Annotated in this window: 18 protein-coding genes; 14 read left to right on the plus strand and 4 right to left on the minus strand. The window is 56.3% G+C overall.

The window, feature by feature from the left end; all coding sequences use genetic code 11:
* The first annotated feature begins 66 nt into the window (after positions 1-66).
* The 4 genes from malQ (at position 67) to FZ041_RS01150 (ending at position 6,755) form a co-directional block, all read left to right on the plus strand.
* The gene (gene malQ / locus FZ041_RS01135; RefSeq protein ID WP_149188260.1) at positions 67-3,525 is read left to right on the plus strand and encodes a 4-alpha-glucanotransferase; all 3,459 of its coding nucleotides are present in this window, start codon (positions 67-69) and stop codon (positions 3,523-3,525) included.
* 160 nt (positions 3,526-3,685) lie between these two features.
* Positions 3,686-4,375 carry a DUF2225 domain-containing protein gene (locus FZ041_RS01140; RefSeq protein ID WP_075442221.1) on the plus strand — a complete coding sequence of 230 codons (690 nt, stop codon included), beginning with the start codon at positions 3,686-3,688 and terminating at the stop codon, positions 4,373-4,375.
* Between the two features lie 5 nt (positions 4,376-4,380).
* Positions 4,381-5,073 carry a hypothetical protein gene (locus FZ041_RS01145; protein WP_149188261.1) on the plus strand — a complete coding sequence of 231 codons (693 nt, stop codon included), beginning with the start codon at positions 4,381-4,383 and terminating at the stop codon, positions 5,071-5,073.
* Positions 5,074-5,144: 71 nt separating this feature from the next.
* A complete protein-coding gene (locus FZ041_RS01150; protein WP_149188328.1) occupies positions 5,145-6,755 on the plus strand; it encodes a DUF4127 family protein in 1,611 nt (536 codons plus the stop codon).
* Between the two features lie 53 nt (positions 6,756-6,808).
* On the opposite strand, the gene FZ041_RS14395 is transcribed toward FZ041_RS01150, so the two are convergent.
* The 3 genes from FZ041_RS14395 to serC all read right to left on the minus strand — a co-directional run bounded on the left by FZ041_RS14395 (position 6,809) and on the right by serC (position 9,058).
* Complete coding sequence (locus tag FZ041_RS14395) at positions 6,809-6,961, minus strand: hypothetical protein (RefSeq protein ID WP_173370936.1); 153 nt, start codon at positions 6,959-6,961, stop codon at positions 6,809-6,811.
* Between the two features lie 136 nt (positions 6,962-7,097).
* Positions 7,098-7,841 (minus strand): DeoR/GlpR family DNA-binding transcription regulator, encoded by a 744-nt coding sequence (locus FZ041_RS01155; protein ID WP_082336123.1) that lies wholly within the window; start codon positions 7,839-7,841, stop codon positions 7,098-7,100.
* Positions 7,842-7,966: 125 nt separating this feature from the next.
* A complete protein-coding gene (gene serC / locus FZ041_RS01160) occupies positions 7,967-9,058 on the minus strand; it encodes a 3-phosphoserine/phosphohydroxythreonine transaminase (protein WP_075442213.1) in 1,092 nt (363 codons plus the stop codon).
* A gap of 514 nt (positions 9,059-9,572) precedes the next feature.
* On the opposite strand from serC, the gene serA reads away from it, so the two are divergent.
* A complete protein-coding gene (gene serA, locus FZ041_RS01165; protein ID WP_075442211.1) occupies positions 9,573-11,156 on the plus strand; it encodes a phosphoglycerate dehydrogenase in 1,584 nt (527 codons plus the stop codon).
* 73 nt (positions 11,157-11,229) lie between these two features.
* Here serA and FZ041_RS01170 read toward each other — a convergent pair whose 3' ends face one another.
* Complete coding sequence (locus tag FZ041_RS01170) at positions 11,230-13,338, minus strand: cyclic nucleotide-binding domain-containing protein (protein WP_149188262.1); 2,109 nt, start codon at positions 13,336-13,338, stop codon at positions 11,230-11,232.
* A 214-nt stretch (positions 13,339-13,552) separates the two neighbouring features.
* Between FZ041_RS01170 and FZ041_RS01175 the strand changes: the two genes are divergently transcribed.
* The 9 genes from FZ041_RS01175 to holA all read left to right on the plus strand — a co-directional run bounded on the left by FZ041_RS01175 (position 13,553) and on the right by holA (position 23,566).
* Positions 13,553-13,906, plus strand: coding sequence for a hypothetical protein (locus FZ041_RS01175; protein WP_143092089.1), 354 nt, complete (start codon positions 13,553-13,555; stop codon positions 13,904-13,906).
* 124 nt (positions 13,907-14,030) lie between these two features.
* Positions 14,031-14,591 carry a ComEA family DNA-binding protein gene (locus FZ041_RS01180; RefSeq protein ID WP_149188263.1) on the plus strand — a complete coding sequence of 187 codons (561 nt, stop codon included), beginning with the start codon at positions 14,031-14,033 and terminating at the stop codon, positions 14,589-14,591.
* 31 nt (positions 14,592-14,622) lie between these two features.
* Positions 14,623-17,028 (plus strand): DNA internalization-related competence protein ComEC/Rec2, encoded by a 2,406-nt coding sequence (locus tag FZ041_RS01185; protein ID WP_149188264.1) that lies wholly within the window; start codon positions 14,623-14,625, stop codon positions 17,026-17,028.
* A 185-nt stretch (positions 17,029-17,213) separates the two neighbouring features.
* A complete protein-coding gene (locus tag FZ041_RS01190; RefSeq protein ID WP_075442201.1) occupies positions 17,214-17,642 on the plus strand; it encodes an ATP-binding protein in 429 nt (142 codons plus the stop codon).
* Between the two features lie 25 nt (positions 17,643-17,667).
* On the plus strand, positions 17,668-17,967 hold the full coding sequence (locus tag FZ041_RS01195; protein WP_075442199.1) for an STAS domain-containing protein: 300 nt from the start codon (positions 17,668-17,670) through the stop codon (positions 17,965-17,967).
* A gap of 97 nt (positions 17,968-18,064) precedes the next feature.
* Positions 18,065-18,256 (plus strand): hypothetical protein, encoded by a 192-nt coding sequence (locus FZ041_RS01200; RefSeq protein WP_075442197.1) that lies wholly within the window; start codon positions 18,065-18,067, stop codon positions 18,254-18,256.
* Positions 18,257-18,273: 17 nt separating this feature from the next.
* Entirely contained in the window at positions 18,274-20,868 is a 2,595-nt protein-coding gene (locus FZ041_RS01205) for a 3'-5' exonuclease (RefSeq protein WP_149188265.1), read from the plus strand.
* A 187-nt stretch (positions 20,869-21,055) separates the two neighbouring features.
* On the plus strand, positions 21,056-22,405 hold the full coding sequence (gene gdhA, locus FZ041_RS01210; RefSeq protein WP_075442194.1) for an NADP-specific glutamate dehydrogenase: 1,350 nt from the start codon (positions 21,056-21,058) through the stop codon (positions 22,403-22,405).
* A gap of 114 nt (positions 22,406-22,519) precedes the next feature.
* Positions 22,520-23,566, plus strand: a complete 1,047-nt coding sequence (gene holA, locus FZ041_RS01215; protein ID WP_149188266.1) for a DNA polymerase III subunit delta — start codon at positions 22,520-22,522, stop codon at positions 23,564-23,566.
* Position 23,567 lies beyond the last annotated feature (1 nt).

The following is a 23,567-nucleotide window of genomic DNA, read 5'->3' on the forward strand; positions in this document are numbered from 1 at the left end:
GCGGCAATGATTTTGCCGCCTTTTATGCAAGCGGGACTGAGTAAGAGAAGAGAAGGAGGAGATTTTATGCTGGATAGAAGTGAGGTCGAGCATAACTCCCAGAATATCTATTTCCGCTCGCCAATTGGTGCGGCGGAAGCCGGCACAAAAGTTCGGCTGGGAATCCGGTTGAAGACCAAACAGGAAATCCGCCATGTTCTCTTGCGGCTCTGGCATGACAAATCGGGCGAGAAGCTCGTGAACCTGACGACGAAGGATGATAGCAGCAAGGCAGAAAAGTTCTACTGTGTTGATATGGAAATGCCAGAGAAGGGCTGCCTGTTATGGTATTACTTCATCATTACGACGGCGCAGGGCACGACTTACTATGGCAACAATCCGGAGCAATGGGGGGGCCTGGGCAATGTCTATGACCACGTGCCGCCATCGTTCCAGATTACGGTCTACAATCAAGGGGCTAAAACGCCGGATTGGTTCAAACACAGTGTCATGTATCAGATATTCCCTGACCGTTTTTACCGTAAGGGCGATAAACTGATTCCCAAGAAGGGGGCCGTCTATCATGCGGACTGGTCAGACGATCCTTGCTATTATAAGGACCCCGATACGAAGGAAATCGTGGCGTATGATTTCTTTGGCGGCAACTTGCAGGGCATTAAGGAAAAACTTGGCTATCTGAAGGAATTAGGCATATCGGTCATCTACCTGAATCCTGTCTTTGAGTCGGAAAGCAATCATCATTACGATACGGGCGATTATCATAAAATAGACCCCATATTGGGAACCAATGAAGATTTCCGCGAACTCATTGAGGCGGCCAAGGCACAAGGCATCCGTATCATCATTGATGGTGTGTTCAGTCACACGGGCAGCAACAGCCGTTACTTCAATCGTGCGGGCCAATATGATACGGTGGGCGCATTCCAGTCCAAGGAGTCGCCATATTACGAGTGGTATAATTTCCGCAATTTCCCCTATGAATACGACAGCTGGTGGAATTTTAATACGCTGCCGAACGTTACGGAGACAACGCCTTCGTATATGGATTTCATCATTTCAGCGCCGGATAGTGTCCTGCATCATTGGCTAAATGAAGGTGTTGCCGGCTGGCGGCTGGATGTGATCGACGAGCTGCCGGAGCCCTTCTCGCAGTCTTTTTTTGCGGAACTCAAGAAAAGCAATCCCGAGGCTGTCATGATCGGCGAGGTCTGGGAAGATGCTTCGCATAAGATTGCGTATGGTGTGCCGCGCGAGTATCTTTGCGGGCAGGAAATGGATTCGGCGATGAACTATCCGTTCCGTACCATCCTGTTTGATTTCCTCAAGGGACATGTCGATGGGCAGACGGCGCAGCGCCGCTTTGAGAGTTTGCGGGAAAATTATCCACGTGAGAATTTTTATGCGATGATGAACTTGATTGGCAGCCATGATGTCCAGCGCGCCATCACATTGCTTGGCGATGCGGCTTATTACGATGGCATGCCGGCTGTTGAACAATCGCGGGCGCGGCTCGACAAGGAACAGTATAACCTTGGTGCTGCGCGGCTCATGATGGCGGCTTTGTGGCAGATGACGTATCCTGGTGTACCCTGTATATATTATGGTGATGAGATCGGCATGCAGGGATTCAAAGATCCGTATAACCGCCGGCCATATCCCTGGGATGGCGGGGATCTCTATCTGCGTGAGTGGTATAAGAAAATCATCGCTCTGCGCAACAAGCATACGGTCTTGCAGACTGGCAGCCTGCTGCCGCTTAGCGCTGATGGCGATACGATCGCTTATGCGCGTGTCATCCGTGGCGGCGAGGATGTCTTTGGCGCTGAGGCTGAGGACGGAGCGTTTTTGGTCGCTTTCAATCGGAGCCGCAGTGAGAGCAGGATGGTTTATATGGATGTCAGCGATTTTGCTGATGGTTGTTTCGTTGATGCTTTGGGCAGTGGCAAAGAGTATCCAGTCGTCCGCGGCCAGGTCGAAGTCAAATTGGCGCCGCTGACCGGCATATTGCTGGAGCACAAACGGCAGCCACGCAAGTATCCGCGGCAGGCAGGCATCCTGCTGCATCCGACTTCGCTGCCGTCGAAATACGGCATTGGCGATCTCGGCAAGGAAGCACAGCGCTTCATTGACTTCCTCAAGCAGTCCGGGCAGCATGTCTGGCAGATCCTGCCCCTTGGTCCCACGGACAATGTCGGCTACTCGCCGTACCAGTCCTCGTCGGCCTTTGCAGGCAATCCGATGCTCATCGATATCGAGGAGCTTTTGGCGCATAAGTGGCTGACAGCGGCAGAAGCGCGCGTTCCGTATGTGAGCAATTCGTCGTTCATCGACTTCGAGTGGGTCTATAATTTCAAGAACAAATGCCTCAAGAAGGCCTGGACGAAGTTCAAGGCCGAGGCGGAGAGCAATGGCGAGTATCTGGCGTTCTGTGAGCGCGAGGCGTACTGGCTGGAGGACTTCGCCTTGTTCCAGGCGGCTAAGAAGGAATTCAAGGGCGTCGAGTGGACCAAGTGGCCGGAGGCAGTCAAGAAGCATGAGAAGAAGGCGCTCAAGGAGCTGTCGAAGCGGCTGGCAGATGCTATCGGCTTGGTCAAGTTCGAGCAGTTCGTGTTTGCCCAGCAGTGGCAGCGCCTGCATGCATATGCCAAACAGCAGGGCATCCAGATCATGGGCGATATGCCGATCTTCCTGGCGGGAGACAGTGCTGATGTCTGGGCTAACCAGCATCTCTTTGACCTGAATCCCGATGGCACGGCCCATACCGTGGCTGGCGTACCGCCCGATTACTTCAGCGCGACCGGCCAGCTCTGGGGCAATCCCCAGTATGATTGGACGGCCATGAAGGAAGAGAAGTATGGCTGGTGGAAGCGGCGCTTCCGCAAGCTGTTCGAGCTCGTGGACATCGTCCGCATCGATCACTTCCGGGGCTTCGAGTCTTACTGGGAGGTCGACGGCAAGGCGGACACGGCCATCAACGGCCATTGGGTCAAGGGGCCGGGCAAGCCGTTCTTTGATGAGATCCGCAAGGATCTGGGCGGGCAGATGCCCATCGTAGCCGAGGACCTCGGCATCATCACCGATGAAGTCGGACAGCTGCGCGATGCTTGCGGCTTCCCCGGCATGAAAGTGCTGCATTTCACGCTGCACTTCAATGCACAGGGGCGCCTGGGCTGCGTGACCCCAGAAAACAGTATCGTCTATACAGGTACGCATGACAACAATACGACAATCGGCTGGTACAAGCAGGACATCGACGATACGATGCGGGCAGCGGTGGCTGGCATGCTGCATGCCAAGGCCGACCGTCCGGACAGCATCGCGCGCAAGCTCATCGAGTTTGCCTATGCGGCTGATGCCCGGCTGGCCATGATTCCCATGCAGGATATCCTGCAGCTGGATGAACGCAGCCGGATGAATATCCCGGGTACTGTGGGCCTTAACTGGAAATGGCGGCTCAAATCGGATTATCTCCTGACGGCTGATGCTGATGAGTTGGCAAGACTTTGCCAGAAATATGGACGCTGAGTGGCAGCGACAGGATAGAAGGAGCCTTTCCCGCAGAGGGAAAGGCTCTTCTCAGTCAATTCTAAGCTGGGAAAGCGCAGCTTTCATTTATTTTTCCGGGATAATGTGGTATCCTAGATATATTGTCTAAGGGAATCCAATGGAAGAAGAGGGAGAAATCATGGGTGAATTTACTTTTGTTGTTGAGAAGACGTGCCCGATCTGTGGGGAATCGACGCGGGTTGTCAAGACGAAGTCCAAATTGATGATGGAGAAGATGGATGAAGATTTCTGCATGCATTACAAAGACTTCAATCCGTATTTCTATAAAATCTGGTTTTGTGAGCATTGCGGCTATGCAGCCGATGAGAAGACCTTCTTAGGGACTATGCCGGCACTGCACAAACGCAAGATCGAAGAATTCCTGTCGAAGCGCACCTTGGGGATGCAGTTCGTCGAGGAGCGTCAGGTTCCCGATGCCGTGGCTTCGTTCAAGCTGGCCATTTTCTATGCGGAGCTTACCGATCAGCCGCTGGCCAAGCGCGCAGGCCTTTATCTCGAGCTGGGCTGGATCTACCGCGATGCTGAGGAGCCGGAGAAGGAAATGGAGATGCTCCAGCGCGCAGCGGAGCTCTATGACCGCTCGCTGATGACGGAGCGCTACCCGATCAATGGTATGACCGATACGATGGCGATGTATCTGATCGGAGCCATCTACTATCGCATGAATGATTACGAGAAAGCGACGCAGTATATTTCCCGCATCATCGGCGACCAGAATATCCGCAATACGGATAACAAGATGTACAAACGTGCTCAGGATCTCTGGCAGACGATCCGTGAGAACAAGGGGACAAGTGCGGAGGCGTAAGCAAGATGATAGATTTACCAGCTGGTTGGCAGGAACAGATACAGAATATCGACTGGTCAAGGGTGCAGCAGGCGGTCAAGGATTACGGGCCGGCGCTGAAGGTCATCCAGCAGACCTGGTCCAAGGAATCGCTGCTGGAAATCAGCCAGGGAAAACTGTTCGTGCCGGACGATGTGATCAACGAGGCACTGGCCAAGCGCATCCCCGCGGAGGGGCATGTGAAGGCAGTGACGGTGAGATCGCATGCCAATGGCCGGCTGGACATCACGGCAGACACGGACGCAAAAGTGGGGCGGATCGAGCTTTCGGGCGAGATCAAGGAATTTGTTCACGAAGGCGATACCTCGTATATGGTTTATCGTGTGCGCGAGCGCAATCTGCCGTCGCAGGGGCTCATGTCCTGGGTCTTTTCCCGCATATCGCTGTCTATGGCGGAGCGCATGCTGGGCCATATCGAGATTTCAGATGACCTGCCCTTGGAAATCCATGGCAACACCGTCCGGGTGGATTACAGCAAGGTACTCGCGGAGTCAGACTTTGGCCAGACGCAGTATCAGGGGCATCGGCTCATCGATATGATCGAAATCCGGAATGCCTCTCCGAAGGAAGGCGGTGTGGAGTTCCAGACGAAACTCAACATTCCCGATGAGGTGAAGGATGCGTTGGTGGGACTGGTCAAAAGCAGGACGGCAGAATGAGCCGGCAAGGTATTGAAGGGAGCGGTTTTTTGAAACGGCGTATATTGGCACTGGTACTGGTGCTGGGCGTGATGGTCATGGCATTGCCGATGGCTTCCGCACGCCATAAGCAGAATGTGGTGCCCAGGATTATCTACGTACCCCATGACAATCGGCCGATATCGAATCAGCAGACGGCTGAAGTGGTGCAGAAACTGGGCTATGAGGTGATTGTTCCGCCGGACAAGCTATTGGGCAACCGGCAGGATCTCGGCCATCCCGATGAGTTGTGGGCTTGGCTGAAGGAGAATGCCCGGGATGCGGATGCAGCGGTTGTTTCGTCGGATTCGCTGATCTATGGCAGCCTTGTCGGCTCACGCAAGCACAACTATACAAAGGAACAGATCCTGGCCCGCACCGAGAACTTCAAGTCATTCCGCAAGGAGAATCCCAAGCTGCCGCTCTATGTGTTTGGTTCGATTATGCGCACGCCGCGTTCGGGCGCGGCATCCGGCCATGAAGAGCCTGAATACTATCGCAGTTATGGCGCGGATATCTTCCGCTATACCGTGCTCAAGGACAAGGAAGAGGTTGAAGGGCTGACCCGCCGGGAGACGAAGGAAGCAGCCTTCCTGGAGGAGCTCATTCCGCGCAAGCATATGCAGGACTGGCTGGGACGCCGTGACAAGAACTATTCGGCCAATCAGCAGCTCATCAAGCTGACCCGCGGCAAGCTGTTCAACTATCTGGTGCTGGGCCGCGATGACAATGCGCCGTATTCACGGACGCATATGGAGAGCCGGCATCTTGATGAAGAGGGCAAGGATCTGGGCAAGACGGAGTTCCAGACGATGGCCGGCATCGACGAGATGGGCATGCTGCTGATGTCCCGTGCTGTCAATAACCTGCGCAAGGATGTGCCGTTTGTGTACGTCCGCTACAATTGGGGCCGTGGTCCCGCGACGGTGCCTGCTTACTCAGATGAGCGGATCAGCGCGTCGGTAAGCTCGGCCATCACGGCGGGCGGCGGCATGCCGGTGACGAGCCCTGCGAATGCCGATCTGGTACTGACGGTCAACACGAATCCGAATGGCAAGACCTATGAGGCCAATGATCGTGCCAATGACGGGCGTCCGCGCGAGGGCACTGCATACTTTGCCGATATCGTCCAGGAATACGTCAGCAAGGGATATCCGGTGGGCATTGCCGATATCGCTTACGCCAACGGCGCTGACAATGCGCTGATGGAGGAGCTCAAGAAACGCGGCCTGCTCTTCAAGATCAAGGCGTATTCGGGATGGAACACGCCGACCAACAGCTCGGGCTTTGTGATCGGCGCAGGCATGCTCACGAAATACATGAAGGATGCCGATGTCGATGAGCTGCTGCTCACGCGGTATCTGGACGATTGGGGCTATCAGGCGAATGTGCGCAATATCGTGGCGCGCCAGCTGACCTGGCTGCGCGGCGATGGCTTCTATGGCTCCCTCGACGCCAAGCGCGAGGCGGTAGGCCTGCGGTCGACCCGCTTGATGGAGCAGTTCGTGCAGGAGAACCTGCCCCCGTTCAAGAGCCTCGAGGATATCAACGTCACGTTCCCCTGGAATCGCATGTTCGAGTCGGACATCCAGCGCGGTGAGCGCAAGGATTTCCGCTACTTCCTGAATACGGCGGCAGAAAAGACGAAAAAAACAGCAAAATAAAGAAAGACCTCACTTCAAGCGAAGTGAGGTCTTATTTATTGTCGGCAACCGGATCAGTTGTTGGTTTCATCAGCGTTATGAGCAACTTTTGCACATACCGTTGCAATACGGTCCAGGAAATCGTATTCCATCGAGCTTTCTTCCCAAGCTTCACGGAACTCCCAGCTGTTGAGTTTCTGGCCAAGGACTTTTGCTAAATCCTGCATGTCTATACCTCCTGTGTCAATAATTTCTGAGCAAGTATTAGTACCAACTCACAAGATGATATTATAGCACCTTTAGGTATATTTGCAAGTAATTTTTACTGATGATGGATATAAAGATTTTTTATGCAGCAGCGTATCAGACCGGATAGACATGGATGCCGCTGTTGTTGAGCAGCGTGAGCGACTGGCTGTCGGCGTCGCCATCGGTGTAGACGGCACTGACGCGTTCGAGGGGCAGCAGGGAGACGACACCTGTCGTCTGGAATTTGCTGGACTCGGTCAGGACGATGACCTGATTGGCGCTGTTGGCCATGGTGCGGGCCGCTTCGGCACGCATGATGTCGTTGGACATGAAGCCGTGCTCATTGAGCCCGTCTGTGCCAACGAAGAATTTGTTGACCGAAAAATCCCTGACACAGGTCTGGATCATCGGGCCGATCATGACTTGCGACTCATTCTGATATTCGCCGCCCAGAAGGATGATATGGGCATTGGGCTGTTTGCGGACATAGTCGGCGATGAAAGCCGAGTTGGTGATGATGGTGACATCACGGCGGTTGGTGGCCAGCTCTTCGGCAAGCAGTGCGCAGCAGCCGCCGGACTCGATCATGACCGTCTCGCCGTTGTGGATGCTCTCAGCGGCCCGCTGGGCAATCTGGCGTTTGCGCTCATAGTTGAAGGAGAGATGGTTGGCGATGTCATCGCTGGCCGTCATGGCCGCATAGCCGTGCTCGCGGCGCAGCAGACCTTTGCGCTCAAGGAGATTGAGATCTTTGCGGATGGTCACTTCGGAGACATCCAGTGCCTGCGCAAGCTCCGTGACAGCAACGCGTTTCTTTTGGTTTACAAGATTGAGTAAGTGTGTGTGTCGCATGTGCATGTTATCAATTCCTATCTGTGACATTCTAATTCTTGTTGTCCATGTCAATTATAGCACAGGCATAGACACGGGAAAAGACGTCACTGTTATCGGTGACGTCTTTTCCCTATAAATTATTTATGCTGTCAGGCGTTGGCCTTGCGGAACTTTTCCATGAACTCGGCGAGGCGGAGGGCACCTTCATACGGCATAGCGTTGTAGATGGAGGCGCGCATGCCGCCGACACTGCGATGGCCTTTGACGCCGCTGAGCTGATGCTCGAGGGCTTCAGCGACGAATTTCTTCTCAAGCTCTTCGCTCGGCAGGCGGAAGGTGACGTTCATGAAGGAACGGCTATCCTTGTCGGCATGGCCGCGGTAGAAGCCGTCCGAATTATCGATGGCATCGTAGACGACCTTGGCCTTCTTCTGGTTGCGTTTCTCCATCTCGGCAAGACCGCCGTTGGCCTTGATCCAGGCAGCGACTTTGCCGACCATGTAGATGCAGAAAGCTGGCGGCGTGTTATAGAGCGAATCCTTTTCGAGGAACGTGCTGTAACGCAGCATCGTCGGCAGCGTCTGCGGGCTCTTGGCTAAGAGCTCTTTCTTGGCGACGACGAGGACGACACCAGCCGGGCCGAGGTTCTTCTGCACGCCGGCGTAGATGAAGTCGAACTTCTGGAAGTCTACCGGGCGCGAGAGCATGTCGGAGGACATGTCGGCAAAGAGAGGCACGCCGTGGGTATCCGGCACATAGTGGTACTCGGTACCATAGATTGTGTTGTTATAGCAGAGATGGACATAGGCCGCCTCAGGATTGATCGTGAGCTCGTCCTGGGTCGGGATATGACGGAAGTCGACTGCCTTGGAAGAGGCGGCAACCTCGCCCACACCCAAGAGTTCCGCCTCTTTGTAGGCTTTGGTCGCGAAGCTGCCGGAGAGGACGTAGCTGCCTGGGTGCTCTTTGGTAGCGAAGTTCAGCGGAATCATCGCGAACTGCTGGCTGGCGCCGCCCTGGCAGAACAGGACTTCATAGTCGTCACCAAGCCCCATGAGCTCCTTGATGTCAGCTTTGGCCTGCTGGTGGACTTCAGCGTACTGCTTGGCACGGTGGCTGATCTCGAGGATGGACATGCCACTATGGTTGAAATTCAGGAACTCGGCCTGAGCCTCCTTGAGTACCTCGAGCGGCAGCGTTGCCGGACCCGGGTTGAAATTGTATACGCGGTCTGCTTCCATGGGATAACCTCCTATAACAAATCATCATGCTGTTTTTTTGACAGATTTACAAAAACGGAGCGTCCATGCAATGTGGACATATAGCGTTTTGTTATATTTTAACGCGGAAATTTATGAAAAGCAAGCATGAAAATAAATATTGTTTTTCTGAAAAACACACTTGACGGTGAGAGATGGAGAGGCTATAATACGGTTATGCACAGAAGAATAGGCACGTGATAACGCGAGGAAGAGGAAGCAGCAGGGACTAACCGCCAAGAGAGCTGACGGCTGGTGCGAGTCAGAGGGAGAACCTGTTGTTCCACCTTGGAGCGGCTGGCGATGAGTCAGACGGGACGCCCGATACAGCGGCAATGAGAGATATATGCGTATATCACTTGGGTGGCACCACGGAACTTTCAGCTTCGTCCCAATCGGGACGGAGCTTTTTCTATTCTTGAAAGGTTTTTGTTCTGTCTGTGTAGAATTCTATGAGGAAAGTATTTTCCCGAAAGATATTGGAGGAGCGATGAACATGAAGGTTTTGGCTGCAGATGGTATTTCCCCGAAAGGTATTGAGCTTTTACAGAAAGAATTCGAAGTCGATGTCAAAGACAAGATTTCGGCAGAAGAACTGCTCGAAATCATTCCGGCGTATGATGCACTGATGGTGCGCTCGGCATCCAAGGTGACGGCAGAAGTCATCGAGCGGGCCAAGAACCTCAAGATCATCGGCCGCGCCGGTGTCGGCGTCGATAACATCGATATCCCGGCCGCTACGGCCAAGGGCATCATTGTCATCAATTCGCCGGGCGGCAACACGATTGCGGCGACGGAGCACACGATGGCAATGATGCTCGCGATGTCGCGCAATATCCCCGTTGCCAACGAGACGATGCAGAAGGGCGAGTGGAATCGCAAGAAGTATGTCGGCGTTGAGCTGCGGGGCAAGACCCTCGGCGTCATCGGCATGGGCCGCATCGGTGCAGGCGTAGCCAAGCGTGCGATGGCCTTTGATATGAAGGTCATCGCCTATGACCCCTATATCAATGAGGAGCGAGCCAAGGCACTCGGCGTGACGATCGGGACCTTTGAGGATGTCATCACGCAGTCGGATTTCATCACGGTTCATATGCCGCTGACGCCGGATACCAAGGGCATGATCGGCATGGAGCAGATGAAGAAGATGAAACAGGGCGTGCGTCTGGTGAACTGCGCACGCGGCGGCATCATCGTCGAGGAGGACCTGGCCGAGGCTGTCAAGCAGGGCATCGTGGCCGGCGCGGCCATCGACGTTTACACCAGCGAGCCGGTCGGTGCTGACCATCCGCTGGTCGGCGTACCGGGCATCGTGCTGACGCCGCATCTTGGCGCATCGACGGTCGAGGCGCAGATCGGCGTATCGCTCGATGTCTCCGAGGGTATCCTGGCCGCTCTCAAGGGCGAGCCGGTAGCGACGGCCGTCAACATGGCGCCGGTATCGCCGCAGGTCATGAAGGTCATCTCGCCGTATCTGACTCTGGCTGAGCGCCTCGGCGGCACGGTCGTGTCGCTGGCTGACGGCCCGGTGGAGAAGGTCGAGGTCATCTACAACGGCGAGATCACCGAGGTCAATACGGGCCTTCTGACGACGGCTGTCGTCAAGGGGATGCTCAACCCCATCATGGAAAACGAGGTCAACTACGTCAATGCACCGGGTCTGGCCAAAGAGCGTGGCATCAAGGTCACCGAGGTCAAGGAGAAGGAAGTCGAGGACTTCACGAATCTCATCACGGTCAAGGCACAGGTCGCTGGCAAGGAGCTTTCGGTACAGGGCACGCTGTTCGGCAGCGAGGGCCGCATCGTCCGCATCAACAAGTTCCGCGTCGACGTCGATCCCCATGCGCGCATCCTCGTCTGCCCGCATATCAATCGCCCAGGCGTCATCGGCACGATCGGTTCCTTGCTCGGCAATAACGGCATCAATATTTCGGCCATGCAGGTCGGCAAGACCGAAATCGAAGGCACGAGCCTTATGGTGCTGACGGTCGATAATGATATCCCGGCAGCTGTCATGGAAGTCATCAAGGGCATGGATGGCATCTCCGATGCAAGACTCGTCAACTTCTACGCAATCTAAGCGATCAATATAATAGGAAATAAAAAGGCAGCCGCCTGAGAGTTTTTTCTCAGGCGGCTGCCTTTTGCTGTCATCAGAGATTGACGAATTTGATCTCGCCCAGGAGCTCGGCGGGGACAGCATCCGGATTCATGCGCTGGATCTTGCGCAGGATCAGGTCAAGGTTATGGGTGCGGGTGTTGTGGGCAACGTTCCAGCGGTCCATGAGAGGCTGATACTGCGGGCTGTGGCCGCGTTCTGCGCGGAATCGCTGCGAGAATGTGCAGTATTTGAACAGGATCTCGCGGGCGATCTTGTTGAGCTTGGGCATGCCGTAGGCCTCGCTCTGGATATATTTCTCGTAATCAGCGACGAAGACGGTCTTATAGTCGTTGCGCGCCTTCTGCAGGGTGAGCTTGATGCGTTCCTTGATATCGCTGGAGAGATAGCCGTTCTTGCGGTAGAACTGGAGATAATTCATGTACTCCGAAGTAAGTGACGGCTCGGAGATATCGGCGTAGCGCACGCCCTGGATGCGGCGGCACATTTCCCAACGGAACAGGGCACACATATGGACGATCGTGGCGTCGAGATCCTCGGAGTGGAAGATCGACAGCATCATATGGGCTGGCGTCACGCGCCGCATGCCTTCGATTTCCTGCCACATGAGGCCGCGGCTGCCGAAATTCGGCATCAGGATGACATAGGGGCGTACCTCGGCGTTGTAGACGAAGTGCGGAATCTTGAACTCGGAGAACGAGGTCAGCGTCGGGCGGTAGAAGCAGCCGAAGTCGACAGCAAGGACCTTGTCGAAGGCCGCACGCACCAGTGCCGGCGAAGCGATGCTCTTCTCGAGAGGCCGCACGACATCCTGGGCGTTGAATACCGGGACGAAGGAAGCCAGGCGCCCGTAGGTGGCCTTGTTGGCTGACGTGAACATGTTGCGGATCTCAAAGTTGACCATGGCCCGGTTGTCGACCAGGAGCTCATCGGCCTGCTGCTGGGTCAGGACGCCCGTCCGGACATCCTCGCGCAGCGATTCGGGCCAGTCGTTGTCGAATTCATTCTTGGAGGGGACGGCCTCGCCCTGGTAGATTTTCTGCAGCCAATCGTAGAGGCAGAGGATCTGGCCTTCGGGGTCATTTTCCCAGCCGACAGCCGTGCGGTAGAGATACTCGGTGTTGGCGGCACCCGCCAGCGTCTCGTCGACGAAGCCGAAGAGGAAGAACATGCGGACCTCGGCCGGAATCAGCGAGGTCTCCATGCTCTTGAAGAACGCAGCCTCGTAGACCCGATAGAAGCCATCGGCGATGCTCATGCGCAGGCGGCGCATCTCGTCGGACTTGGCCCAGCGGTCTTCAACCTCGGTGTAGGTCTTGATGTCCTTGCGGAAGGTATCGGCAATGTCGGTGTCGACCCCGGAGAAGGCTAGGATCATATCCAGTGCATTGTGGATCAGCGGAGCGGCGTCGGAGTCGCTCCGGGCATTCGTGTCGACACGCGATTTCACTGCGTAGAAGGCCTCGGTGAAAGGCTTGGCGATCAGCTTGGTATTGTTGATGAAACTGAGCATATCCTCAAGCTGCCCGCAGATCTTCCGCTCGATGCTGGCGGCACGCATCACAGTGGCGAGGCAGAAGGTCGTGTCGAGCGGATAGAACTCCTTCTCCAACAGCGCGCGCCGGTCGCAGAAGGCCCGGCAGAGGTCGGCTTCCCAGCCTGCTGTGGTTCCTGCCGGCTCAGGTGCCGCCAGTGCTGAGATGAAGACGAAGTTCTCAGGCTGCTGCTGGAGCTGCACGCACATGAATTGATATTCGTTGTAATTATATTTGATGTCTTTGCAAAGCTCAGCCGCTGAATCGGCAGCCGACGACAGCGCGTTGAGCATTTTCACAGCAGCCTCCATGCTGGCCGCTGCGATGACTGGTGCGATGGCCGGTGTGCCAGTGACGGCCTCGACGATGTCGTCCTCGCTCTCGTAATCGAGGACAATCAGCGTCGACTCCTCGCGGGCGATATAATCGAAGCGGTATGTCTCAGCTGGTACATACGCTGGCCCGACAATCGACCCGCTGCCCAGGCTGACTTCCACATCATCGCCGTCGGTCAGGGTCAGTGCGCCGGCCAGCAGGATTTCCAACGTGCTGACGCTATCGCCTTTTTTATGTAATACTTGTCCCTTGCTTAGCTTGATCTTTTCCATCAAGTAAACCTCCCCAAATCAATGATTCCCTACTCTTTGTATGATATATTCTTTCTTATTTTACTGCATATTGTCCCTGGCTGGCAAGGTCATTCTTGCACGGTTATGAGAAAAGTCATATTATTCAATTAACAGTATTACATGTATACATGCATACAAATTGCATTCAATGTAAATGTATGATATGATATATCCACGTTAGGGGGAATGATGTATGTTTACTCAAGACATGTACGTTACGAGAATAAAGTTCATAGCGCTGAGCCAGCTGCGTCAGATTATGGATGCGGTCAAGGAGACTCCGGCCGGCTATCGTAAGGATACTGCTGAGTATTTGTCGGCTATGTATTACATCATCAACACCATGACGCAGGAACGGCTCAATGAGGTAGTCAATACCGTGCACGACAGCTATGTAGAAGCTGGCATGGATGATGACGGCTACGTGGCTGATTCCTTGATGACCATCGCTTTGGCCCAGTATCAGAATGAGCTCGGTGAGCGCAACGTTTACGATATGGGCTGGGACCGTCTCGTGGAGGACTTCTTCCGCACGGCGATTGCCTGAGCGCACCGATCTAGCCAACAACTTATCATAATATATTGCGAGGAAACTCCTGTCTGCGGGCAGGAGTTTTTTCATTGGCAGAGAAGTAGAAGGAGGATTGGAAGACAAAGGGAGGGGATGTGCATTGCCGATGTACAAGAAGTCCATGTTCATCCTGCTGGTGCTGCTGCTGGCGGCAGCAGGCGGGACGATGTATGGTGTGCATATGCAGGAGCAGGCTGTGGCCTTGGATGCGGCAGAGGTGCAGGAAGAGAAGGATGCGAAGGCCGCAATCACGGTATATGTGACCGGTGCTGTGAGCAGGCCCGGGGTCGTGACGCTCCGCGAAGGCGCACGTGCTGCTGAGGCAGTTAATGCCTGCGGCGGGCTGCTGCCGACTGCAGACCAGGAGCGCGTCAATATGGCGCAGCCCCTGCAGGACGGCCAGCAGCTGCGCGTGCCCGAAAAGAAGGCTGGTGACGGGAAAACTGCCGCCGGCAGCCAAGACGGAAATGGCTGCGTCAACATCAACACGGCCGATGAAAAGGAGCTCGATTCGCTGCCGGGGGTCGGCCCAGCCATGGCCAAGCGCATCATCGAATATCGCGAGACCCAGGGAAGCTTTGAACGCATCGAAGACATCAAGAAGGTCCGGGGGATCGGTGAGGCGAAGTTCGCGAAGATGAAGGACAAGCTCTGTATCTGAGACAGGCGTGCGGGGAAAGGCGTGAGGCACGATGGAAACGGGTCAGCAGCAGCAGCCGTTCCTGGCAGGCTGCCTGGTCATGCTCTGTGCGGGGATGGCACTGGCGAAGTTTTGCGGCTGGCAGGCTGGGAGCTGGGGCATGGCTGCCCTGCTGGCAGCAGCGGGGGCCAGTGGCATCCTGATATGGCGCAGCAGCCGCTGGAGCTGGCTGGCGTTGCTGCTGGCGGCTTTCCTGTTGGGCTGGGTGCGGTTTGATGCGGCCAGGACACTGCCAGAGAACGATATCGTTCATCTGGCGGGGCAGGAGGTCAAAGTCACAGGGACGTTGCGGGAGGAGCCGCGGGTCACGGAAGATCTGACCGGCCAGCGGAAAGTCAGGTATGCCCTTGACGTGTCAAAAGCCAGGCTTGCTGGTGATGAACAGATCCGCTCAGGAGGCTTGTATGTCTATGCGCGTGTGGCTGAAGGGGAAGTGCCAGCGGCACAGGTGGGCGACAGGCTTACGGCTGTGGGGAAGATAAAGGCGCCGCATGGCTATCGCAATCCAGGACAGCTGGATACGCGGGGACTGCTGCGGGCGCAGGGAATCACAGCCTCGCTGGCTGCGGGCAAGCGGGGCGTGACGATCGAGCCCCAGGCTGGCTATGCCTTTGCCCGGTGGATCACTGGTGTCCGGGAGCATTATCGGGCGGCGATGTCTGCGGTCATGCCCCGTGAGGATGCAGCGGCAATCTTTGCCTTGCTGTTTGGGGGCTATGAGGGCATCCGTCCGGAGCTGCTGGAGGATTTCACGACGGCAGGCATCGTCCACATCCTGTCGGTGTCGGGATCGCATATCAGCCTGCTGGCTGCGGTCATGGCTTGGCTGGGGACGCTTTTCCGGCTGCCGCGGCAGGCGACGGCTGTGCTGGTCATTGGCGTGATCATCATTTACAGCATCCTGGCGGGCTGTGTGCCGCCGGTGATACGTTCGGCTATCATGGGCGGACTGGCGTTTCTGGCCTTGTCACTGGAGCGGGAAAAGGCAGCCGGCCGCATTCTCGTGCTCACAGGGCTGGTAATGCTGGTGGTATCGCCGCTGCTGCTGTTCCATATCAGCTTCCAGCTCTCGTTCCTGGCGACGGCCGGGCTCTTGTACCTGGCACCGGCCATCCGTGGCTGGCTGTTGCAGAGGGGATGGCCGGAGTTCCTGGCCGGGAGCTTTGCCATCACGATAGCGGCCCAGGCGGCGGCCTTGCCTATCCTGGCGTGGTATTTCAATCAGTTGTCGCTGGCGGCGCTTTTGGCCAATCTTCTCGTGGTGCCCATCTTGGAGTGGATGATCGTGGCGGCGCTGCTGGCGGGGCTCGTGGCTTTTTTCCTGCCGCTGGCCGGCAAGCTGGTCTTTGCGGGAGACAGCCTGCTGCTGGGGGCTGTTGCAGAGCTGACGCGCGGCATTGCCCATCTGCCTGCCAGTCAGGTATGGGTGCCATCGCTGGGGGCTTTCTGGAGCGGCCTTTATTACAGCGGGCTGGTCTTCTGCTTGCTGCCTCTGGAGCTGCGGCAGCGATGGCAGGCGGCGCTGCTCCGCCAGAAACAGCTGCTGGCTGTCCTGCTGGCAGCTGTCTGCCTGTTGGCCGGCTGGCGGTATATGCAGCCAGCGGAGATGACCGTGCATTTCATCGACGTGGGGCAGGGCGATGCGTGTCTCGTGATAACGCCGGGACATCACGCCTTCATGATCGATACGGGCGGCACGCGCGATGGGGCATTTGACGTGGGTGCGCGAGTGGATATCCCTTACCTGTGGCACTACGGTGTCCGCAAGCTCGATTACATCTTCCTGACGCATGCGCATGAAGACCATGCCGCTGGTGCGGGAGCAATCGTCAGGAAACTGCCGGTGGGCAAAGTCGTCACGGCCAGCGAAGGGGCTGCAGCCTATCGCAGGAGCTTGCAGCTTCCGGCGGTGCCGCCAGTCACGCTGGCAGAAGCTGAGGAAGGGGCCAGCTTCTGCATCGATGGTGTGAAGCTCGAGGTCATCTTCGCACCCAAGCAGCTCGATGCAAAAGGCCGGGCTGGCAACGAGGCTTCCAACGTCTATCGGGTCAGCTATGGCAAGGCCAGCTTCCTGTTCACTGGCGACTTGGTGACCGAGAATGAAACAAAGCTGCTGGCCCAGGGGAAGAAAGTCAGAAGCACGGTGCTCAAGGTCGGGCATCATGGCTCAGACACGTCCACGTCGGAGGCTTTCCTCCAGGCCGTTGCACCTAAGTGGGGGGTATTCTGCGTGGGCGCGGATAACAGCTTCGGCCATCCCCGCCCTGAAGTCGTCAAGCGGCTGGAAACGGCAGGGGTCACGATCTACCGCACAGACAAAGATGGGGCGGTGGTATTCCATACCGACGGCGAAAAAATGCGGGTAGAGGCCTACGGAGCAGGGGAGTTTGCGGAATAGGGAAGCGTCAAGCAGGAAAATGGCACCTTCTCACAGAAATCTATTCAGGAAAGTGCTTGCAGACGGGAGGCCCCGGAGGCAGCGAGAAATTTTCCGGCCGTGCAGGCTGTCCGCTTGAGGGCAGCGGCAATGGCTGATATCACGATGCTGGCCATAGTGTATAAGGGAAAGGGGGGTGAGCCGGCATGAAGCAGGAGGAGATTGTCCTCGATGCGGATATACAGAATCTTGCCAGGCTCAATGATTGGCTGGATGCGTTCATGGCTTTGGCTGCAATCTCGTCAAGGGAGCGGAGCCAGCTGGAGGTGGCGGTGGAAGAGATCTTCGTCAATATCGCCAGTTATGCCTATGCACCGCAGACCGGACAGGTCGTGGTCGCGGGCAAAGTCACAGAGGATCCGGCGGCAATCGAGCTTATTTTCATGGATGCAGGCCGGCCCTTCGATCCGTTGGCCCGTGATGATCCAGCGACGGATGTGGATCTGAAGGACCGGGAAATCGGTGGCTGGGGGATATTTTTAGTCAAGAAGATCATGGACGAGGTCAGCTATCGGCGGGAAGATGGAAAGAATATCCTTGCTTTGCGCAAGACGCTTTTGCCGCAGGAATCATAGCAGGCTGAGAAGGGAGCAATCGATCATGGAAATCAAGAAAGAAAAAAACGGGACGGAATTGACGCTGGCGCTGGCAGGACGGCTGGATGCGGCGACAGCACCGGAACTTGATGCCTGTGTCAAGCAGGAGATTGCCGGCATCACGGCACTCACACTGGATTTTTCGGCACTGGAATACATCGCTTCGGCAGGGCTGCGCGTGCTGCTGGTGGCAGAGAAGCTCATGCGCAAGCAGGGCAAGATGACGCTGGTTCATGTGAATCCCAATGTGCGGGAAGTGCTGGATATGACGGGATTCCTCCAGTTCCTGAACGTCGAGGAATAAGGATAGGCAGAAAGTCCTAGACTTCCTGACGGGAGGGAAAATACGCATAGGGGACGAATATATTATTGTAGAGTATGACTAGCTGGAGGATGACAATATGATGCAAGCAGAAGAATTCAAAGCGCAGGCAATGGCTGCCGGAGTGTCCGAGGCGGCCGTGGATATGGAGATTGCGATGCACGATAAATTTGTCCGCATGGGCATGCAGCCGGCTTCGTATGAGGAAATGCTAGCCGCGATACGCAAGAAGTCCTGTGTGGAGGTGTTTGAGTCATCCCTGAACGCTTGAGTGATGGGGGCTGCGAAATGGAGGAAGACTTTTCGGAATTGAATGAGCAGCAGCGGCAGGCAGTGGAAGAACTGTCTGCCAATATTTTGCTGCTCGCTCCGGCGGGAACGGGCAAGACGAATACCCTGGCCTGCCGGATCGCCAACATCTTGGCCAAGGAGAAGGCACTGCCGGAGGAAATCCTCTGCTTGACCTTCACGAACAAGGCCTGCCGCGAGATGCGGGAGCGTGTGGAGGCGCGGGCTGGCGAGGCTGGCAGCCGCGTGGTCGTGCGCACCTTCCATGGGTTCTGCTACGATGTCATCAAGACCGAGGCCAAGCGGCACTCAGACCTGTTTGCTGATTTCACGATCTTTGATGAGACGGACTGCCGGGGGCTGCTCAAGGATATCCTCGCGGCGGAGTGGCCGCTTATGGCCGTGCAGAACCTGGTCGCCCAGCTGAAGGAGAAGCGGGCGGCCTATGGGTATTATTCGGAGGATGCGGCGGAGGACTACCGGCGGACGCTCGCGCAGCTCATCCAGAAGGAGGCTGGGGCGGTCAAGGCGCTGGCTGTCGATGATTCGTACCATTATTATGCGCGGCTGTTCAGCGGCTGGCAGGACTGGGGGCCGTCGCTTACGGCTGAGTACGACCAGCGGCTGCATGGCCTGCATGGTCTGGACTTCACGGATCTCATCGTCAATGCGGGGCAGCTGCTGGCCCAGGAGGCGGTGGCTGTCAAATGGGCGCGCCGCTTTTCGTATATCAATATCGATGAGGTGCAGGACACCAGTGAACTGGAATATGGAATCATCGCGCGCATCTTTGGCAGCAGCCGCCTGCTGCTATGCGGCGACTACTTCCAGACCATCTACGAATGGCGCGGGTCACATCCGGAGCAGGTATTGCGCAGCTACCAGCAGGAATATCACCCGCGCCGTATTGTGCTGCACGAGAACTACCGATCGACGCAGGTGCTCCTGAATGCTTCGTTTGCGAGTTTGCAGGCATTGTTCCCCGAGCGTGTGTCGGCGCTTTACCCCGATGGCTTGCAGGCTGTGAGCCAAGAGCATGGGGAAAAGATCGTCTTCAAAGGTGTCATGGATATGGCAGAGGAGGCGCAGTGGATCTACTATGCTATCCAGCAGCTGCCTGTGCAGGACTATGCGCGCGTCTGCATCCTGACGCGCAGCAACCGCTACAACAAAGACCTGTCGGCGTATTTCCGCTCGCTGGGCCGGCTGCAGCCTGAGAATCAGCGCCTGCCCTTCATGCTCATCGATGAGATGAAATTTTTCCGGCGGCAGGAGGTTAAGGATGTGCTGGCCTTCCTGCGCCTGATTGCCAATAAGCACGATGTGTCGAGCCTGGTGCGCATCCTTAACCGCTTCGGGGAGGGAATCGGCCCGGCGACCATCCGCAAGCTGTCGTCTGCGGAGTACCGCCGGGCGGGCATCCGGCTCACGGATTTCATCGATCCGTTTGCCCGGCGCGATGGCGATCCTTTCCAGCTGCTGCAGGATGCGCTGGCGCAGGAAAACATCGTTGTCTTTGATGTCGAGGCGACGGGCGTGGACACGACGCGCGATGAGATCATCCAGATTGCTGGCATACGGCTGGGAAAAGATGGCAGCATCAAGCAGGAATTCCAGCGCGTATTGCGGCCGACGCGCCGCGTGGGCGACTCGGTGCGCGTGCATAAGATGAGCGACGAATGGCTGGCACAGCATGGGCAGGATCCCGCGCAGGTGCTCCAGGAGTTCTGCGAGTTTGCCGCAGGTTCTGTCATCGTCGGACATAACGTGACGTATGACCTGCGCATCCTAGGCAGCCACTTGGCACGGCTGGGACTGCCGCAGCTTTCGTACATCTGCTATTACGATACGTTGGATATCTTCCGCCGGTTCTATCCGAACCTGCCGAACCACAAGCTGGAGTTCCTGGGAGATTACTGCAAGGTCAGCCATAAATCTTCCCATGATGCGCTCGATGATATCAAGGCAACGGCGGAAATCCTCATGTTTGCGCTGCAGAGGGATATCGGGCCGCAGAGCGCGCAGCGCCGCGAGTATTTTGCCGTCTGGCAGGAAAAGTTCGCCGGCCTGGCAGGACTTATCGATTCCTTCCGGCAGCGGGCCGGGGATTTGCGTCCCTGGCAGCTTCTCGGCAAGATCGTCGTTGAGGCTGGCATCAGCGAGTATTATACACAGCACAAGGAGTATCAGCGCGTGGAGAACCTGCGGGATCTTTTCCGGCAGGCGCGCGACCTCGATGATGAATCGATCCGCCCGCTGGATGCCATCGAGCGCTTCCTGCGCTTCACGACGCTTTCGAACACCGAGCTTGACGCGCTGACGAAGAAGCCCCAGATCCCCATCATCACGGTGCATCAGGCCAAGGGCTCTGAGTTTGATTATGTGTTCCTGGCGGGGATGCAGGCGGGGACGTTCCCGGGATTCCAGGCGGAGAAATCGGGCAAGCTCGCAGAGGAGGAGCGGCTTTTCTACGTGGCGATAACGCGTGCCCGCAAGCAGCTATTCGTGTCCTGGTGCCAGCAGCGGTATGGACATTACGTGCATCAGAGCCCGTTCCTGGCGACGATCCCGCGCCAATATGTGCAGAACATGTAAGCTGTGCGGCAGATGTTACGTTTGCAGCTGCCTGCCAGCTGCTGGTGACGGCAAATTGTCACAAAAGTGTTTCTTATGCAAATCTATGTACATTTTAAACGAAATATAGTATACTGAGAAGCGTTGGAGGGGAACTTCGGGACCCTTGCTGGCAGAATAGAATATCTAGGCAAAAGGAGCGATTACTTTGGCAGACATGAAACAGTATGTCCAGGATACCCTGGACCTCATTGGCAAACGTGACCCGGAACAGAAACAGTTCAAAACCACGGTTTCAAAAGTCTTGGAGACTGTCGTACCTGTTCTGGAGAAGCATCCGGAATACAAGGAACAGAAGATTCTCGAGCGCATGGTCGAGCCAGAGCGCGTCGTCTCCTTCCGGGTGCCGTGGCAGGATGACAAGGGCGTGACGCATATCAACCGCGGCTTCCGCGTCCAGATGAACAGCGCAGTCGGCCCCTATAAAGGCGGCTTGCGCTTCCATCCCAGCGTCAACCTCGATATCCTCAAATTCCTGGCCTTTGAGCAGGTTTACAAGAATGCACTTACGGGCCTTCCTATCGGTGGAGCGAAGGGCGGCTCGGATTTCGATCCGCATGGCAAGTCAGACAACGAGGTCATGCATTTCTGCCAGAGCTTCATGACGGAGCTCTATCGCCACATCGGCCCTCATGTCGATGTGCCGGCTGGCGATATCGGCGTAGGCGGCCGTGAGATCGGCTATCTGTTCGGCCAGTACAAACGCATCTGCAATGCCTATGATGCGGCGGTGCTCACGGGCAAGCGTGTGGACTATTGGGGCAGCCTCGCCCGTCCGGAAGCTACGGGCTATGGCCTGATGTATTTCGTCAAGAACATGCTCGATGACAAGAATATCAGCCTCAAGGACAAGACCCTCGTCGTCTCTGGTGCTGGCAACGTGGCGACTTATGCCATCGAGAAGGCACAGGAATACGGTGCCAAGGTCGTTACCTGCTCCGATTCGGACGGCTATATCTATGATCCCAATGGCATCGACCTCGATGCGGTCAAGGAGATCAAGCAGGTGCGCCGTGGCCGCATCAAGGAATATGTCGCTGCGCATCCGCAGGCCGAGTACCATGAAGGCTGCACGGGGGTCTGGACGGTCAAATGCGATGTGGCACTGCCCTGTGCGACCCAGGGAGAGATCGATATCGAGAGTGCCAAGGCTCTGGTAGCCAACGGCGTCATCGCGGTCGGTGAGGGTGCCAATATGCCGTCGTCGCTGGAGGCTATCGAGTACTTCCAGCAGAACAAGGTGCTGTTTGCGCCGGCCAAGGCAGCCAACGCTGGTGGCGTTGCCGTATCGGCACTGGAGATGTCGCAGAACTCCGAGCGCCTGCAGTGGACCTTTGCCGAGGTCGACAACAAGCTCAAGGACATCATGGCCAATATCTATCGCTGCGCGAAAGCAAATGCCGAGAAATATGCTGACCCGGATGATCTGGTGGCGGGCGCCAATATCACGGCGTTTGTCAAGGTAGCAGATATCATGCTGGCCCATGGGCTGGTCTGAGCTTTGACGCAAAAAAATACTGGGGCATCGCTTGTCTGAGCGATGCCCTTTTACTATAATATTAGAATACGGAGAGAATGTAAGCTATGATGAAAAGAAAGATGCGGATATGACGTGAAATTTGGCGAGTTTATGGTGAAACTCCAGCAGCAGCAGGATTGTCATCTTTTCCTGCTGGCTGGCGAAGAACATTATTATATCGACAAGGCCCTGAAACGGATTATGGCGGGGCTGTTTTCGCATCCACAGGATGCTGCGGAGTCTGTCCAGAAAATCACGGCTGATATCGACACCGATGATCTTATCGGCATGATCGAGACGGCTCCTTTTTTTGCTGACAAAAATGTGCTGCTGCTCCGCAATACGGCGCTGTTCAAGGACAAGGCCAAGCAAGACGGGGAGAAGAAGGCGGCGGCCAAGGACAAGAAGATGGAGCGCCTGTTGGCGACGCTGGCGGATATGCCGCCGTTCAGCTATGTCATCTTCGTGACGGGCGACAAGGCGGACAAGCGGCGCAAGCTGTACAAGACGATAGAGAAATACGGCCTGGTGCTGGAGGCTGAAGCTGTGCGCGCTTGGAACATCAACGACTGGCTGCAGGGCAAACTGCAGTCGATGAACCGCGAGCTCGATCGCGATGCCTACGCGTATTTCCAGGGAGCGGTCAGCATGATGCAGCAGATCTCCCTGGAGTTCTTGGACCGGGAGTTTGATAAGCTGGCCTTGTTCGCCGAGGAGCGCCGCATCACCAAGGCAGAGCTCGTCAAGGTCTTTGCCGGCCTGCCGGAGGTATCGGTCTTCTCGCTGATGGATGCGATAAGCGAGCGCAACAGCCGCAAAGCATTGATGCTTTTGAAGCGGCAGCTGGCTGATGGCACTTATTTCACGGTGATCCTGTCGCTGCTGACGCGTCATGTGCGCCAGCTTTGGCAGGCGAAGACCTTGCAGGCCAAGGGGATACGCGGCAAAGCGCTGGCCAAGCCAATGGAACTCAATCCATTCATCGCGGAAAAGCTTGGCCGGGCGGCGGCGCAGTTCCCTGAGGCGGTGCTCAAGGCGGCGATGCTGGAGCTCATCGACGCCGATTATTGGCTCAAGACGGGGCAGGCTGGTGAGGAAATACTCGAGCATACAGTGATCCGTCTATGCGAAAAGGCTTAGG

It is taken from the genome of Pseudoselenomonas caprae, assembly GCF_008271345.1.
GTDB lineage: Bacteria > Bacillota > Negativicutes > Selenomonadales > Selenomonadaceae > Selenomonas_A > Selenomonas_A caprae.

Excerpts from the sequence above, each read along its gene's own strand:
- serC (WP_075442213.1), bottom strand. The coding sequence starts at position 9,058 with ATGGAAGCAGACCGCGTATACAATTTCAACCCGGGTCCGGCAACGCTG.
- FZ041_RS01155 (WP_082336123.1), bottom strand. The coding sequence starts at position 7,841 with ATGCACATGCGACACACACACTTACTCAATCTTGTAAACCAAAAGAAA.
- FZ041_RS01200 (WP_075442197.1), top strand. The coding sequence starts at position 18,065 with ATGATGCAAGCAGAAGAATTCAAAGCGCAGGCAATGGCTGCCGGAGTG.
- FZ041_RS14395 (WP_173370936.1), bottom strand. The coding sequence starts at position 6,961 with ATGCAGGATTTAGCAAAAGTCCTTGGCCAGAAACTCAACAGCTGGGAG.
- serA (WP_075442211.1), top strand. The coding sequence starts at position 9,573 with ATGAAGGTTTTGGCTGCAGATGGTATTTCCCCGAAAGGTATTGAGCTT.
- FZ041_RS01195 (WP_075442199.1), top strand. The coding sequence starts at position 17,668 with ATGGAAATCAAGAAAGAAAAAAACGGGACGGAATTGACGCTGGCGCTG.
- FZ041_RS01170 (WP_149188262.1), bottom strand. The coding sequence starts at position 13,338 with ATGGAAAAGATCAAGCTAAGCAAGGGACAAGTATTACATAAAAAAGGC.
- FZ041_RS01145 (WP_149188261.1), top strand. The coding sequence starts at position 4,381 with ATGATAGATTTACCAGCTGGTTGGCAGGAACAGATACAGAATATCGAC.
- FZ041_RS01205 (WP_149188265.1), top strand. The coding sequence starts at position 18,274 with ATGGAGGAAGACTTTTCGGAATTGAATGAGCAGCAGCGGCAGGCAGTG.
- FZ041_RS01175 (WP_143092089.1), top strand. The coding sequence starts at position 13,553 with ATGTTTACTCAAGACATGTACGTTACGAGAATAAAGTTCATAGCGCTG.
- FZ041_RS01140 (WP_075442221.1), top strand. The coding sequence starts at position 3,686 with ATGGGTGAATTTACTTTTGTTGTTGAGAAGACGTGCCCGATCTGTGGG.
- FZ041_RS01150 (WP_149188328.1), top strand. The coding sequence starts at position 5,145 with ATGGTCATGGCATTGCCGATGGCTTCCGCACGCCATAAGCAGAATGTG.
- FZ041_RS01185 (WP_149188264.1), top strand. The coding sequence starts at position 14,623 with ATGGAAACGGGTCAGCAGCAGCAGCCGTTCCTGGCAGGCTGCCTGGTC.
- malQ (WP_149188260.1), top strand. The coding sequence starts at position 67 with ATGCTGGATAGAAGTGAGGTCGAGCATAACTCCCAGAATATCTATTTC.
- FZ041_RS01190 (WP_075442201.1), top strand. The coding sequence starts at position 17,214 with ATGAAGCAGGAGGAGATTGTCCTCGATGCGGATATACAGAATCTTGCC.